Genomic DNA, 15907 nt, shown 5'->3' with positions numbered 1-15907 from the left:
TAACTCAATGTTTACCTAGCCTCAAATGGCCTCACACGAACAGTCAATATATTTTGCATAACAACAATATAATGACCTTTTTAAAATTCTCAGTAAAAATAAAAGGCCTTGAATAAATATCAAAGCCTTTTTTATTATTTGGCATTAAGCATTATCGATTTAATATCCAGTTTGTTTTTGTTATCAGTTTTTGATTTGAATAGAATAAAAACATTATGGAAATTTCCATCAACCACTGTACTTATTGGAAAAATACCTTTTCCAAATGTAGATTTTGAAAGAAGTTTGCCGCTTTCGTTATCGAGCCTTATTTCTATTTCGTAATCTTCATTATTATCACCAGTATTTTTAAATATTTGGAACGATTGTACATCCGTTAAATCAATTTCTTGCAGCTTAATCCATCCTTCAGATTTAGCCAAACTTAAGCTACCATCATCATTACGGTTAAAACCTGAAACTTCATTTAAATTGCTACTGCTTAAATTATTATTTCTTAAATTAAAAGTATTTGTAGTGCTTAACGGCCTTAAACCTTTTGCACCTAAATCTGCGTAACTAGCTTTTAAAGTTAAAACAGGCTTATTTTTATTAACTGTTTTTGGTGGTGTTATGGTTCCTTTATTTGGTAAAGATGCCGGTGCATTATCTTTTGCCGATAAACTCATAACCCATTCTACTATTTGTTTAACTTCACTTTCTTTCATCGATGCATGGGCAGGCATTGGAACTTCGCCCCAAACTCCCGAACTACCTCTAATAACTTTAGAAACCAGATATTCTGACGCTTTTGGGTCTTTTTGATATTTGCTTGAAATTTTATTAAACGCAGGTCCGATTGATGTTTCAGAAACTTTATGGCAAGTGCTACAATCAGATTTCATCATTAGTGATTTCCCAATCATGGTTTGTGCAACTTGTTGATGACCAAGTTGTGCTCCAGCCAAATCTATACCTTCGGTATAACTGCTCGAAATAAAAATTCTGTCTTTATTTACCGTTGCGTTTTTATCAGTTACTAAAACCTGGTAATTAACTGCTTTTTCTGGGAAATAGAATGATTTATTACCTGCAATTAAAATATCAACTTTTGGGTGTTCATTACCAGCAAATACAGGAATAGTTCTACTTTTTGTACTTGCATTAGCGTTATCTACAACAGAAACGCTAATTGCATATTCACCTGCTTTTGTATAGGTATGTTCTATTTGAGGAACTGAAGTAGTTTTTTTCAGCCCGTTTCCAAGGTTCCAGATGTATGTTAATTTTCCGCCATCTGCATCACGGGCATTAACCTTTGCAATCATTTTATAAGGTAATAATCCACTAGGTTTATCAATTTCTAATGCATTTACTACTGGTGGCCTATTTCCTTTTAAATAATCGATTCGGACAATTCCAGCATCTGGATTTTTTGAAAACCAACCTTTACCGTATTCTAGTACATAGATTTTTCCATCCGGACCTTGTTCCATATCTATTGGTGCTGCAAACGATAAATTGGACATTATTGGCTCCATACTTAAATAATCTCCTGATGCATTCATGGTTACGGCTTTAACCCAACCTCTAACCCACTCATAGATTATCAACTTTCCATTATAATATGTCGGATAAGCTGAATTGGCTTGAGTGTATAGAACAGGACCAGTCATAGCAGTTCTTCCGCCAGAACCAACTTGTGGAAATTCTTTAGATTCTCCATACGGATACCAAATGAAGGCTGGTTGAGCTGGAGGCAGATTAGTTAAACCCGTGTTATTTGGTGAGTTATTTAACGGCTTTGCAGCATCAAAAGCTTCTCCGTTTTTACCATTTGTGAAATCGTATGCTTTATATGGATAATTATTTCCGATAAACAGCGGCCAACCGAAATTACCTGCTTTTCTTGCTTGATTTACTTCATCATAACCCTTAGGGCCTCTTAGTTCATCGTCATTATTTGCATCCGGACCAACTTCTCCCCAATATAAATAACCGTTTTTTTGATCAACAGATATTCTATATGGATTTCTATTCCCCATTACAAAAATTTCTGGTCTGCCTTTATCCGTTTTTGAAAATAAATTTCCTTCAGGTATGCTGTAACTACCATTTTCATTTACTTTAATTCTAAGGATTTTTCCACGTAAATCATTTGTATTACCAGCTGACCTTCTCGCATCGTATTGTTGTAATCCTTCCCTATTATCCAGAGGTGCGTATCCCTTATTTACAAATTTTTGGTTTGGTACATCGAATGGAGTAGAATTATCTCCGGTAGAAATGTATAATAAACCGTCTGGACCGAATGCTAATGAACCACCAGTATGGCAGCAAATCTCTCTTTGAGAATAAAATTCCAAAATTACTTTTTCCGATGACATGCTTAACATATCGTTTACCATTTTAAATCTCGATAAACGGTTTACAGAACTACCTATTGGACTGTAAAATAAGTAGACATAATTATTTACAGCATATTTTGGGTCGATGGTTAAACCCAATAAACCTTCCTCAGCATTTACATCAGATAAACCAGTTTTGAAATAAACATCGAGCTTAGCAACTTGTGAAAGTTTTTTTGTTTTATTTTTATAAAGTAATAGCTCACCTCTTCTTTGTGCCACAAGTATATCCAGATTTGGCAAAACAGCCATTTCCGTTGGCTCGGTAAACTGTCCCTGAACTAAATTAACTTTTACAAATCTATCTTGGTCTGGAGTATCAATCCTTAAAATATTTTCATTTTTTAGCTTTGGTCCATTAGTTTTTTTAATAAATGAATTTGAGCTAAAAAGTGTTGGTAAAGCTAGAAATGTTATTGCGATACCAGAGATAGCAATAGTTGTTATGGTTTTCATTAAATATGCTTGTTAATATTATTTCTTAAATATAAATTAATGTTTTAAAAAGCATGAAAATGATTTAAAGAATAAGGTAAAATTATTGTTCAACAAAAAAATACAGTATTGGTTATAATTGAAAGCATTGTATCTTTGTAAAACAGATCACCCTTAAAGTAAATCCTATGAAAAAGTTATTAATCGTGCTAGTATTAACTTCTTTAAGTTATTTAGCTAAAAGCCAGACATTAATTTTAGCTAAAGATGCATCACAATACGTGGGCAAAACGGTTACAATCTGCGATTCTGTTTATAGTACAAAGGCTTTAGATAAAATAAGTTTGGTAAATTTAGGCGGAGCTTACCCAAAAGAACTCTTAACCCTTGCCATAAATAAAGAAGATATTTCTAAATTTTCTTCAGAACCCGCTAGCATGTACTTAGGTAACAATATTTGTGTTACAGGAATTATTACTGAATTTAAAGGTAAATTTCAAATCGTTGTAACAGAACCAAAGCAGATTGTTGTAAAATAGTTACTAATTAAAAACAGAATCTGCTAATAAAACACCTTTCTCGCCACTACTTGTTTCTATCGTGTGGATATGTTTATATGAATGAGAAAAATCATCGTAAGCTCTTTTAACAACATTTACGGTTACATCATTAACAGGATATTTTCTATTGGTTTGCATACATAATATAAATGCATCACCAATCAAAAGGAAATCGCAATCGTATCCTTTGTCATGTAATTCGATAACTTTTTTTGTAAGAGAATCGTTCATTTCGAGCCTTACTTTGCTTTGATAAATCATAATACATTAATGTTTAGGTATGCGTAAATAAGCGCTTTTTATTATAAAAATAGTATATCTAATTTAGATACAACAGTTTACATTAATTGTTTTTAATATTTCATTTTCGATTTATGTAAAAATTTTAAACAGAGCAATAAATAAAAAATTTATGCTCGTGCCTAATAAAGTATTGAGAATGTGAATTTTAGAGGCGGGTTTTTTGGCTGCTTTTACAGTCGACAAAGAGGTAGCAGTGCCGACTGTTTAAGCCGTAGATTTCCTATAATCTATTCGAAGATTATTAAACAATATGACAAAACAAAGTAGCATATACCAACAGTTTAAAATCCTTGATAGAAAGTGTTTTTTACATTATAAACATTAATAAAATAAGATTCTTGATACATGGAAATGCTTTGTAAATAATTTTTATAGTTTTGAAGCTTGTATAAATATTTACCATGATTAAAAAACAGAAACTTCTAATTACAATACTATTTATTTTAATCTTAAGCTTTGCTTTTTTAAGTTTCTTCATCGCCAAACATCCAATTTTACCATTTGATATTAATGTTTCGTTGGCTGTACAGAAATATCAATCGGTTTGGCTAGATAGAGTGATGTTGGCAATAAGTGTTTTTGGAGAATTACCTTGGTCTCTGCTTTCTGTTTTAGTAGTTGCAGCCATATTTTTTTTAAAAAAATATAAAAGAGAGAGTTATTTTATTGCGCTTACTTTGTTTTCAGGCTTGGTAATTCTCGGCATAAAAAACATTATTAACAGACCAAGACCAACCAGCTTTTATGTGCGCTTAGTAGAAGTTAACCGCTTTCAAAGCTATCCAAGCGGCCATGTTTTATCTTATGTACTTTTCTTTGGATTTTTGATTGTACTCATGCAAAGACTTAAAACCATTCCAAATAGCCTTCGAAATTTCTTGACCTGTATATCGATTTTTTTAATTCTGATGATTGCTCCTTCGAGAATTTATCTTGGCGCACATTGGTTTACTGATACAATTGGAGGTATTCTATTGGGTTTAATCTGTTTATTCCCATTGTGTTATTTTTACTTTAAAAAAAGCCCTACCAAAGTTAATTAAGCATTAATTTTCGCTCTAATTCTTGATAAAGTTTCTAATCTCATGCCTAAAAATGATGCGATAAACTTTAATGGAACACGATCTATCAAAGCAGGATAAGATTTCAAAAAACGTTTATACCTGCGTTCAGCAGATTGTAATCTAATTAAATAACCACGTTCAAATGCCTGTGCATAGTACATTTCAGTCATTTTTCTACCCACGTAATTTGCTATCGGAAATTTCTCATAAAGTTCTTTAGACATTGTATGCGGTATTGCAATTGCTAAAATTGGTTCTATTGCTTGGATGTATTCCTCTGTGGCTTCATCTTCCCAAAGATTTCTAATCGTACCTACCAATTCATTTTCTTTTGAAATCCATGTGGTAATTTCCTTATTTCCGTGTTTCATAAACCCACGTACAGTACCTTCGAGTATTAAAAAAATATATTTGTTTTTATGTAGTGGTGATGATATGAATTTATTCTTCTTAAAAACTACGGGAAAAGTTTCATCATTAATAATTTTCTCAATCTCTTCATTTAATGGATGAAAAGCCTTAAAAATTGTTATCAAAGGCGAAAAACCGCCAAATTGCAACCATTTGTTTTCTGTACTTATTTTTTCTGGATTCATTAATATTATTATGATTCAAAAAACTGATTAGAAAGATTAGTAAAATCGTTCAGTTCTAGTAATTAGTAACTATCCTGACTGCAAAAATATCCAATTATCATTAATTAGCACTTTATCTAAAAAAAGCTAATACATGTTTAAATACCCAAAAAACTAAGTATAAATACCTAATAAATTTGAAGTAATTTTTTTTAGATAGCTATTTAACATATTAGAGCCAATATTTAGACTTTACTGGTTTTTAGGTCAAATTTAAATACTTTATGTGGTATACGTTTTGTCAACATTAAGCTAAATACCTAAAACCGAATATTATGACAACACTTGAGTTTAACCACATTATTAATGCTCATGCAGTTTCTTTAAGATTACATGCATTAAAATTTACCAATGATGTTGAAGATGCTAATGACCTTGTTCAAGATACGTTACTAAAGGCAATTAGATTTTATAACAATTTCCAGGAGGGTACTAATATTAAAGGATGGTTATTTGTAATTATGCGCAATACATTCATCAATAATTACAGAAGAATTTCTAAAACCAGAACATTGATAACACAGACCGATGAAATTTCATCATCGAGTTTAATGCATAGCTCAACCAAGAATGATGCTGTTGGAAAATTTGTTGTTGGCGATATAAATAAAGCTCTGGCTTCTCTTCCGGAAGCTTATCATACTCCATTTATAAAATATTTTGAAGGTTATAAATACCACGAAATTGCGGATATGCTTCAGATTCCATTAGGGACAGTAAAAACCAGGATATTTGTAGCAAGAGAGATGTTAAAAAAATACCTTAAAACATATACCAAGGAAATAGCGGGAGCATAAACCGCTATTTTCTAATTTCTATTTTTGTTCCATCCAAAACATGGTTAAAAAGCGAATCCATTTCTTTGTTTTTTAATGCAATACAACCATTTGTCCAATCTTTTGCATTTCTTCGGTTTAGGCTTGTGCCATGTATCAAAATTCCTGAGCCTGGCTTAACTCCTTTTCTCGCTGCTCTTTCTTTATCTACCGAATTGGGATATGAGATCATAAAACTCTTATAAAATTTATCTGTTCTATTAAACTTAACGTCAAGATGGTATATGCCCTCCGGCGTTTTGCGATCACCTTCATATTGTTTATTGCCTACAGGTTTCCCACCTAAGTTAATATCAAATTCCAATATATTAATACCTTTCCTTTTAACATACATTTTGCGTTGATGCTTAATTACTAAAATATAATCTGCCATATTTAATCTATTGGCAATGTTTATAAATTTTTGCTGATAAGTAGTTGATGAATCTGGATTTCTGTAAGCTGAATATCTATCGGCACGAGCAATTGCAAAATCATCTCTTTCTAATGAATCTAGAGCAATTTTTGTAAATCGTTGCAATCTCCATCTCCCGTTTTCTAAATAAATTGTCGCCTCGCCATTAAACACAGGTTTAATATATTGGTAAAACTGTAGAGGTTTTTCGTTTGCATCACTTACAATAATTGAGGTATCCAAATTTGCAGGTAAACGTTGCATTAAACTATCCGCCCACTGGATACCAAAATTTTTAAAGTTCCCCTCTTCATCAACCCTATTCACCTTACTTTCTGTTTTATTGTAGCGCCATAAAACAATAAAAATTACAATAAACAGCGGAACAATTAAACTTAAGTACCTCATGAGTAGATAATTTATTTTATAACTAATCTAATAGTTTAAATTTACATTCTGAGCATTTATGTATTTTTTTATCTTTAGCACTTAATTCCTTAAAAATGATTTTTAGCCCCAAAGCTTTGCTTTTCGATTTAAACGGCACCATGATAGATGATATGGAATATCATAACAAAGCATGGCACACAGTTTTAAATGATGATTTAAATGCAAATATATCTTATGCCGATGTTAAACTCCAGATGTATGGTAAAAACGATGAACTTTTACAACGTGTTTTTGGCCAAGGCTATTTTACGCACCAGCAAATGGATGATATCTCAATTAAAAAGGAGACAATTTATCAAAAAGATTATTTAAATGAACTAAAACTTATTAATGGCTTAACTGAATTATTAAATAAGGCAAAATCTGCTGGTTTACCAATGGCCATTGGCTCTGCCGCTATTCCTTTTAATATTGATTTTGTATTAGATGGTTTGAATATTAGAAATTATATTAAGGCAATTGTTAGTGCTAACGACGTTGCGGAAAGTAAGCCACACCCTGAAACATTTTTAAAATGTGCTGAATTACTGCATATAAATGCTGCAGATTGCCTCGTTTTTGAGGATGCACCTAAAGGCGTTGAAGCTGCACTAAATGCAGGCATGAAATGCATTGTTTTAAGTACTGCACATAATGCTGAGGATTTTGATAAATACCCAAATGTTTTGAAAGTTGTTAAGGATTATAAGGACCCATATTTTGATAACTTGATTTAAACAATTTTAGTATTTTCTGTCTGCGGAGTTATTAACATTTTTCAGCTTTTGTTTATAATTATTTTGTAAAACGAAACCTTTCATTCGCTAACTTGTTATCAACAAATAAGCAGAAAATAAGTCCTGTGAGCGGGATATCCGTGTAGGGCAGGCACCTCATAACAATAAAACAAATAGAACCACTAAAAAGAAAAAGCCTCGAAAATTTTCGAGGCTTTTTCTTTGCTAAAACCATGCTATCTCATCACAAAAATTGTTCTATCGTTTTTCAACTTATAAAAATATTTCTTCCTTCCTTTTGAAAGTATGATTTGTATTTTTTCTACTAATCCAAATTTGCCATGCTTATAGCAAATCTGATCTCCTTCTTGGATAGTATCCAATTGTTGCGAAGATGTGTTTTGATTAACTTCTATCATGATATTTTAGATTTTAAATATCAGAAACTTTGCAAATGACTAATTAGAAGTATTTTTAACGATAAAAAATTGCAGGCTACTTTAACATAACCTGCAATCCTCTAAATTAATCATTGCTTCCAATCCTGATAAGCTTTATATGATTAACCCCAAATTAGATAAAATGTTAAAACTTTAATCTGTATGAATAAAGTGAATAAACTCCGGCTATTTCTAATGAATAAAACACAAACGATAATGAATAAATAATTAATTATTTTGGGATTTCGATAAAAAATTTCGAGCCAACATTTTCAACACTTTCTAGCCAAATTCTACCATTATGAAGATTTACAATTACCTTTGCAATTGCCATTCCTAGCCCCCAAGAATCCTCCCCTTTTAAACCATCTCGCATGGCGATGCTAAATCTATCGAAAATATAAGGCTGTAAATGTTTTGGTATACCTATTCCGTCATCACTCACACTTATAATTATACGTTCACCTCTATCTTCAATATTAATACTGATTGAACCATTAACCTTGGTAAACTTAATCGAATTAGATATCAAATTATTAATGACCTGCATTAACTTCATACTATCTGTAAATGCATATATTTTTTCTTCGTAACTAGTAAAATGAAAATTCCTAAATAAATTCGCTTCTGACATTTTATAGAATCCTATAACCTCCTTTATTTCATGCACAATATCCGTTCGCTCCTTTCTAATTTCTATTTCCGAAGAACTCAAAAATTCATGGTTAATTAAATTCCGTATAAGCAAAATATTTCGCTCGCACATATCTTTTATAAATGTAAGCGATGCCAAAATTCTTTCCTGTCCTTCAAAAAGCTTATCCTTTAGCAAATCAGATACTGCAAGACTTATCATAGCCATAGGCTCTTTTAAATCGTGGGAGACAATTTCAAGTGTCGTATTTTTTCGAGCATTAATTTTCTCTATGTGAAAGTTATTGTGTTTAGCTACACTAACATCTTCAGCAATACCGGCTATTAATGAAAGTTTTCCATCGTGTTTAATTGGATAAGTACTAACACGCAAATATTTAATTGTCTCTTCCGCATCAATAATTCTAAATTCATATTTTCGATTTACTGCTTCTTCTGAACACTCTCTGTAAAACTCTAAAACAAGGTTTTTGTCTTCGGGATGAATAAAATCCAATAATTTAAGTGGAGCAACTTTTACCAGATTTGTCTCTATTCCGAAAATAGGTTCAAAAGCCTGCCCTACATAATCAAATTCCTTTGTTTGATAGTTGAAAATAAAATAAATATCTCTTGAGGTATCGCCAATTTGGCAAAATATATCGTTATGCATTTTAGAGTTTTGTAGACAATTGTAGTTACTGTCCAAATTAATAATTAGAATTAAATCTTGCTTTACAAGCAGTTTATTTGAATAAACAGGTATTTATCAGGCTTTAATCCTTTGCATCGTTCACTTCTAACCAATGATTATCTAAATCCTTAAAATAAATTTGCTTAACACCATCAACACGAAAGTTTATTGCCCCAACCTTGCCTGCCCAATCTTCAAATTTTATACCTTTTTTATTAAGTTTTTGAATGAAATCATCAATCGATGATACACTAAAACATAAGTGGTTATTTTTATTGAAGGTGGCTTTGCTATCATCTCCTTGAATAATATGCAAATGACCGGCGTTTCCTAAACTGAACCACGTATGCTTACCATCTTTAAATGGTTCGGGAATTATTGGTAAATTAAATAGACTCTCGTAAAAGTCGCTAGCAGATTTTAAATCAGCTACATAAATTGCTATATGGTTTAGTACTGCAGGTGCTTGCTTCTGTTCGGTTTGTCCCATTGATTTTTGACTTATAAAAAAGAGTGTTAAAATTAAAATTATTCTTTTAGGAATGTACATAGCAATTTCGGTTAGTGTGAAAGGTGACGAAAATTACGAATAATTTAAATTATTTGTTTAAAATTTATCTTGTAACATTTTATAAATAATTAATGACTTTACTAAATAATAAATTAATTTTATTTCAATTAACCATTAACTAAATCGATTTTATGAGCCACAAATCTTTCCTATTTATTGTATTAATTTTTGGAGTTTTGAATAACGATAAACTAAATGCGCAAAGCTTAAAAGCTACTGTTGTTACAAACACCAACAATAATTTAGATAATAGTTTTTATCAGAATAATAGAGCACCATTATTAAAAAATCATTTTATTAAATTACCAGTTGGAACGATTAAACCTGGCGGTTGGCTTAAAAATGCTTTAAATCTTCAAAAAAATGGCTTAACCGGAAACTTGGGTGAAATTAGCATTTGGTTATCAAAGGAAGACAACGCTTGGCTGCATAAAGATGGTAAAGGTAAATATGGATGGGAAGAATTGCCGTATTGGTTAAAAGGATATGCAAATATTGGCTACATGCTAAATGATTCTAAAATGATTTCTGAAGCAAAATTTTGGCTAAATGCAGCAATAGATAACCAGAGAGAAAATGGAGATTTTGGTCCGCTAGTAGAAAAAGGTGAAGGTAAGAGAGACTTATGGACAAATATGCCTATGCTTTGGTGTTTGCAATCTTATTACGAGTATAGCGGAGATAAAAGGGTAATTACCATGATGACTAAATATTTTAAGTGGCAGTTATCAATTCCTGATGATAAATTATTGGAAGATTATTGGGAGAAAAGCCGTGGCGGTGATAACATCATCAGCATTTATTGGTTATACAATAAAACAGGTGATAAATTTTTGCTTGATTTGGCAACTAAAATCGACAAAAATACATCTAACTGGAGGCAAGCAAACAATTTACCAAACTGGCATAATGTTAACATTGCACAATGTTTTCGCGAACCAGCAACTTACTATTTACAAAGTCATAATAAATCTGATTTAGAAGCAAGTTACAATAATCAAAAACTTATAAGAGAAATTTACGGGCAGGTTCCTGGTGGTATGTTTGGTGGTGATGAAAACTCCAGAAAAGGCTATGATGACCCAAGACAAGCCGTTGAGACTTGTGGTTTGGTAGAACAAATGACTTCTGACCAGATGATGCTTGCCATGACTGGTGATATATATTGGGCAGAAAATTGTGAAGATGTTGCTTTTAATACTTTTTCTGCTGCTTTCACACCAGATTATAAAGCCTTACGTTATCTTACTGCTCCAAATATGGTTATCAGTGATGCAAAAAACCATCATCCGGGCATCGACAATACTGGTCCTTTTTTAATGATGAATCCTTTCAGCAGTCGCTGCTGCCAACATAACCACGCTGCTGGTTGGGTTTATCATGCAGAAAATACTTGGATGGCTACACCAGATAATGGCGTTGCAGCCCAATTATATGCAGAATCTTCAGTTAACATTAAAGTTGGAAATGGTGCCAATGTTACCTTAAATCAAAAAACAAAATATCCTTTCGAAGATATGGTTAACCTGGATATTGCAACGGCAAAGTCGATTTCATTTCCATTGTATTTACGTGTTCCTGCGTGGTGTGCTAATCCGATAGTTAAGGTAAATGGGAAAATCGTTAGTGTTGATGCAAAAGCAGGTTCATACATCAAACTGGAAAATTTGTGGAAAAACGGAGATAAAATAAGCTTACAATTACCTATGGATTTAAAATTACGTGAATGGGAGAAAAATAAAAATAGCATAAGTATAAATTATGGTCCGCTTACTTATTCTTTAAAGATAGATGAAGAATATATCCAAAAAGATAGTAAAGAAACTGCTATTGGAGATTCTAGATGGCAAAAAGGTGCTGATCCACAAAAATGGCCATCGTTTGAAATCCACCCAAAAACTGATTGGAATTATGGTTTAGTTGTAGATAAAAATAACATTGCCAAATCGTTTTCAGTTATTAAAAAGCAATGGCCAAAAGATAATAATCCATTTACAAACAGTAATGCACCAATTGAAATTAAAGCTACCGGGAAACGGATTCCGGAATGGAAAATTGACCAATATGGGTTGGTTGATATATTACCAAAAAGTCCGTTAAAAAGTAATGAAACAGAAAAAGAATTAACATTAGTGCCAATGGGAGGCGCAAGATTAAGAATTTCTGCGTTTCCGGTTGTTAATTAATAAAAATTTAAAGCCCCGAAATTTTCGGGGCTTTTCTTATTTGGTTTCTTCAGCTAATAATGCTGTCTTTGTTTCCATAAGTTTACCTTGCTCAATTTCATCTAAAACCGGAAACTTAATATTCAAACTTTTCAGTTTATCTTCAATAATTTCACTTATTGCTAATCGGGCGAACCATTTTTTGTCAGCCGGAATAACATGCCATGGCACATCTTTAGTTGCTGTTTCGTTAATAGCATCCTCATAAGCTTTCATATAATCGTTCCATAAACCCCTCTCTTTTATATCTCCTGAAGAAAATTTCCAATTTTTAGTTGGGTCTTCTATCCTATCTAAAAAACGCTGCTTTTGTTCATTTTTACCAACATTTAAAAAGAATTTTAAAATAACTGTTCCATTCGCTGTTAAATGTTCTTCAAAATTCCTGATGCTTTTATAACGTTGCGCCCAAAAATCCTTATTAATCTTTTTTACATCAGAATAGCCAGGTATATTTTCGCTTAAAATATAGTTAGGATGAACCTTGCAAACCAAAACATTTTCGTAATGCGAACGATTGTGGATACCAATTCTACCCCTTTCTGGTAATGCTTTATAATGTCGCCATAAAAAATCATGCTCATATTCTTCTGATGTTGGCACCTTAAAACTAAATACCTGGCAACCTTGTGGATTTAAACCACTCATTACATGTTCAATTGCGCTATCCTTACCAGCGGCATCCATCGCCTGAAAAATAATTAGCAGCGAATGCGTAGCCGAAGCATATAATTTTTCTTGTAACTGGCTAACCTCAATTTTCGATTTAACTAAGGCATCTTTAGCTTTCTCTTTATTATAACCACCAGTAAAATCGGTTTTAACATCTTTTAGTGAAAATTTTTTATCGCCCTGTACAATAAGGCTTTTAAATTCGTTCTTCATTCTTGTGATAAGCTTTAATTTCTAAATGTGATTTATTTAAATATAGACTAAAAAATAAGTAATTTAAATACGTTAATTTGTATTTAGAGTTTTTTTTATATTTATCCCTATTGCCTTTACCTATACAACATCTTATACTATATGTTTAAAGAGATAAAAAACAAGTACTTACGCTATTCCTCAATTTTTGTTTTTTTTATAATAATTTTCTTTTCTGCACTTCAGCTCAATTTTCTGTGGCTGTTTGGATATTCTCCCAGCTACCATGATATTAAAATACCCACTTTAAGGGTTGGTTCTGAATTGTACACGGCCGATGGAAAACTTATTGGCAGATATTTTAAAGAGAACAGAACCCCTGTAAATTTTAATGAAATTTCGCCAAGTGTGATTAATGCACTTGTTGCTACAGAGGATGTAAGGTTTTATAAACATTGGGGAATTGATGCGCAAGCTGTCGGCAGGGCTGTTGTGGGTTTTGGTAAAGAAGGCGGAGCAAGTACTATTACACAACAATTAGCTAAGAACCTTTACCGTACACGTTACAATAAATCACAAGGTTTACTAAATAAAATTCCACTAGTTAGAACCTTGATTTTTAAATTGAAGGAGTGGATGACGGCTGTGAAACTGGAATCAAACTACTCTAAAAAAGATATTATTACTATGTATCTAAATACGGTTTCATTCGGGAATAATGCTTACGGAATTAAAACTGCAAGTAGGATATATTTCGATAAAGAAACCAAAGATTTAGCAACCACTGATGCAGCAATGCTTGTGGGGATGCTCAAGGGTACTACATACTACAATCCAATTAAAAATCCTGAAAGAGCTTTAGACAGGAGAAATACCGTTTTGAGCCAGATGAACAAGTATAATTTTTTAAGTAAAGATAGTTTAACACGCCTTGCTAAGGAGCCAATTAAGCTTAAAGAAGGTAAAATGGAAGATGGTAGTGATGGTGATTCTTATTTAAGAGCAGCTGTTGCAAAGCATCTGGAGAAATGGTGTAAGGATAATGGCTACGATTTGTACGAAGACGGTTTAAAAATTTATACAACTATTGATTCTAAACTTCAGAAATACGCAGAGGAAGCTGTTAAAGACCAAATGAGAACCTTACAACGTAGGTTTTACAGCGTATGGGGAAATGAAGACCCGTGGTATGATTCTGAAAAAAACAAGGTTGATTATCCAGACAGGGCGATGAAAAACTTGCCGATTTATAGTTTGCTTCAAAAGAAGTTTCCAAACAGCCCGGATTCTGTAACCGCCTATTTCAGTAAAAAGAAAAAGATGCAAATCTTTACTTACAAAGGCGATAGAGATACAATGTTTTCGACCTTAGATTCAATCCGTTATTACGGTAAAATACTAAATACCGGAATGATGACGATGGAACCGTCAAGCGGAAAAATTAAAGTTTGGGTTGGAGGTATAGACCATAAATTTTTCAAATACGATCATGTTAACCAAGCAAAACGTCAGGCTGGTTCCACATTTAAACCATTTGCATACTTAACGGCTTTAGAGCAAGGTATGAGTCCTTGCGATAAATTTACAGATAAACCTGTAAAAATTGCTTATCAGGATAAAGGCGAAACAAAATATTGGGAACCAAAAAATGCAGATTACAGTGTAAGTTATCAGGAAATGAGCTTACGTTGGGCAATGGCTCGTTCGGTAAACACAATTACCGCTCAAATCACAGAAAAAGTTGGCTGGGATAATGTGGTAAAATGGGCACATGAGTGCGGTATTGATAGCCATTTAGAATCTGTTCCTTCAGTTGCTTTAGGTTCTAATGATGTAACCGTTTATGAAATGGTTAAGGCCTATGCTACATTTATGAATAATGGCGTTAAAACAGACCCTATTCTGGTAGAAAAAATTACTGACCAAGATGATAATGTGATTGATGAATTTAAACCTAAAACAAAAAGGGTTTTAACTGAGGAGATTGCTTGGTTAATGACTTATATGTTCCGTGGTGGTATGGAAGAGCCAAGAGGAACTTCGCAAGCATTATGGGATTGGCCAGATTTATTCAGAAAAAACAATCAAATAGGCGGTAAAACTGGTACGTCATCAGATTATGTTGATGCCTGGTATATGGGTTTAACAAAAGATTTAGTAACTGGTGTTTGGGTTGGTTGTGATGAAAGAACAGCCCACTTTAAAAACGGAGAACAAGGGGAAGGTTCTAGAACAGCCTTGCCAATCTTCGCCAAGTTTATGGAAAAAGTTTATTTAGATCCGAATTCTGGTTATACATATGGCCAGTTCCCAAAAGCAACGGTTGAAATTACAAGAACATACAATTGCCCAAGTCCACGAATTGTACAAGACACCACTTCTACCGATAGTGTTGCTATTGATTCAACAGCAGTTGAAGAGGCCATTGTGCCTGAAACAACGCCAGTAACTACACCTACAGAAACAGAAGTTAAAAAGGAAGAGAAAAAGCCAGAGCCAGTTCAAAATCAACCTGCAACAGTAGTTCCATTAAGTAAAAAAGAGGAACGTGAGCTTAAAAGAAAGCAGCGGCAGGAAGAACGCGAAAAGAGAAAAAACGGCAACAACTAATCTATTCTTTTAAAAAGTGTTAAAATTTTAATAGTGATTTAAACAATCACTATTTTTATTTCAATCTTAATGTACCAGCAGTTTGCACAA

General features: G+C 32.6%; 14 protein-coding genes. 6 read left to right on the top strand and 8 right to left on the bottom strand.

Going from position 1 to position 15907, the window contains the following annotated elements:
* Nucleotides 1-134: 134 nt before the first annotated feature.
* Nucleotides 135-2843, bottom strand: a complete 2709-nt coding sequence (locus QWY86_RS17000) for a PQQ-dependent sugar dehydrogenase (protein WP_290243787.1) — start codon at nucleotides 2841-2843, stop codon at nucleotides 135-137.
* Nucleotides 2844-3010: 167 nt separating this feature from the next.
* Between QWY86_RS17000 and QWY86_RS16995 the strand changes: the two genes are divergently transcribed.
* A complete protein-coding gene (locus QWY86_RS16995) occupies nucleotides 3011-3361 on the top strand; it encodes a hypothetical protein (protein ID WP_290243785.1) in 351 nt (116 codons plus the stop codon).
* Nucleotides 3362-3364: 3 nt separating this feature from the next.
* Here QWY86_RS16995 and QWY86_RS16990 read toward each other — a convergent pair whose 3' ends face one another.
* On the bottom strand, nucleotides 3365-3643 hold the full coding sequence (locus tag QWY86_RS16990) for a hypothetical protein (RefSeq protein ID WP_290243783.1): 279 nt from the start codon (nucleotides 3641-3643) through the stop codon (nucleotides 3365-3367).
* 443 nt (nucleotides 3644-4086) lie between these two features.
* Between QWY86_RS16990 and QWY86_RS16985 the strand changes: the two genes are divergently transcribed.
* On the top strand, nucleotides 4087-4728 hold the full coding sequence (locus tag QWY86_RS16985; RefSeq protein WP_290243781.1) for a phosphatase PAP2 family protein: 642 nt from the start codon (nucleotides 4087-4089) through the stop codon (nucleotides 4726-4728).
* Here the strand turns inward: QWY86_RS16985 and QWY86_RS16980 are convergent.
* A complete protein-coding gene (locus QWY86_RS16980; protein ID WP_290243779.1) occupies nucleotides 4725-5345 on the bottom strand; it encodes a Crp/Fnr family transcriptional regulator in 621 nt (206 codons plus the stop codon). The two genes, QWY86_RS16985 and QWY86_RS16980, sit on opposite strands and share 4 nt — an antisense overlap.
* A gap of 314 nt (nucleotides 5346-5659) precedes the next feature.
* Between QWY86_RS16980 and QWY86_RS16975 the strand changes: the two genes are divergently transcribed.
* On the top strand, nucleotides 5660-6181 hold the full coding sequence (locus QWY86_RS16975) for an RNA polymerase sigma factor (protein ID WP_290243777.1): 522 nt from the start codon (nucleotides 5660-5662) through the stop codon (nucleotides 6179-6181).
* Between the two features lie 4 nt (nucleotides 6182-6185).
* Here the strand turns inward: QWY86_RS16975 and QWY86_RS16970 are convergent, their stop codons facing one another.
* Nucleotides 6186-7022, bottom strand: a complete 837-nt coding sequence (locus QWY86_RS16970) for a L,D-transpeptidase family protein (protein WP_290243775.1) — start codon at nucleotides 7020-7022, stop codon at nucleotides 6186-6188.
* 95 nt (nucleotides 7023-7117) lie between these two features.
* Between QWY86_RS16970 and QWY86_RS16965 the strand changes: the two genes are divergently transcribed.
* Nucleotides 7118-7780 (top strand): HAD family hydrolase, encoded by a 663-nt coding sequence (locus tag QWY86_RS16965; RefSeq protein ID WP_290243773.1) that lies wholly within the window; start codon nucleotides 7118-7120, stop codon nucleotides 7778-7780.
* A 236-nt stretch (nucleotides 7781-8016) separates the two neighbouring features.
* Here the strand turns inward: QWY86_RS16965 and QWY86_RS16960 are convergent, their stop codons facing one another.
* The 3 genes from QWY86_RS16960 to QWY86_RS16950 form a co-directional block, all read right to left on the bottom strand.
* The gene (locus tag QWY86_RS16960) at nucleotides 8017-8199 is read right to left on the bottom strand and encodes a hypothetical protein (protein ID WP_290243771.1); all 183 of its coding nucleotides are present in this window, start codon (nucleotides 8197-8199) and stop codon (nucleotides 8017-8019) included.
* 253 nt (nucleotides 8200-8452) lie between these two features.
* On the bottom strand, nucleotides 8453-9526 hold the full coding sequence (locus tag QWY86_RS16955) for a PAS domain-containing sensor histidine kinase (protein ID WP_290243769.1): 1074 nt from the start codon (nucleotides 9524-9526) through the stop codon (nucleotides 8453-8455).
* Nucleotides 9527-9629: 103 nt separating this feature from the next.
* On the bottom strand, nucleotides 9630-10037 hold the full coding sequence (locus QWY86_RS16950) for a VOC family protein (protein ID WP_290243767.1): 408 nt from the start codon (nucleotides 10035-10037) through the stop codon (nucleotides 9630-9632).
* Nucleotides 10038-10249: 212 nt separating this feature from the next.
* Here QWY86_RS16950 and QWY86_RS16945 point away from each other — a divergent pair, with 212 nt between their 5' ends.
* Nucleotides 10250-12304, top strand: a complete 2055-nt coding sequence (locus tag QWY86_RS16945; RefSeq protein ID WP_290243766.1) for a beta-L-arabinofuranosidase domain-containing protein — start codon at nucleotides 10250-10252, stop codon at nucleotides 12302-12304.
* Nucleotides 12305-12340: 36 nt separating this feature from the next.
* Here QWY86_RS16945 and QWY86_RS16940 read toward each other — a convergent pair whose 3' ends face one another.
* Nucleotides 12341-13228 (bottom strand): polyphosphate kinase 2 family protein, encoded by an 888-nt coding sequence (locus QWY86_RS16940; protein WP_290243764.1) that lies wholly within the window; start codon nucleotides 13226-13228, stop codon nucleotides 12341-12343.
* A gap of 141 nt (nucleotides 13229-13369) precedes the next feature.
* Between QWY86_RS16940 and QWY86_RS16935 the strand changes: the two genes are divergently transcribed.
* Nucleotides 13370-15817: a transglycosylase domain-containing protein gene (locus tag QWY86_RS16935; RefSeq protein WP_290243763.1), complete on the top strand. Its 2448-nt coding sequence runs from the start codon at nucleotides 13370-13372 to the stop codon at nucleotides 15815-15817.
* Nucleotides 15818-15907 lie beyond the last annotated feature (90 nt).

The organism is Pedobacter aquatilis (assembly GCF_030409415.1).
GTDB lineage: Bacteria > Bacteroidota > Bacteroidia > Sphingobacteriales > Sphingobacteriaceae > Pedobacter > Pedobacter aquatilis.
Note: the sequence above shows the minus strand (reverse complement) of the source record. Positions and strands in the feature narration are given on the sequence as shown.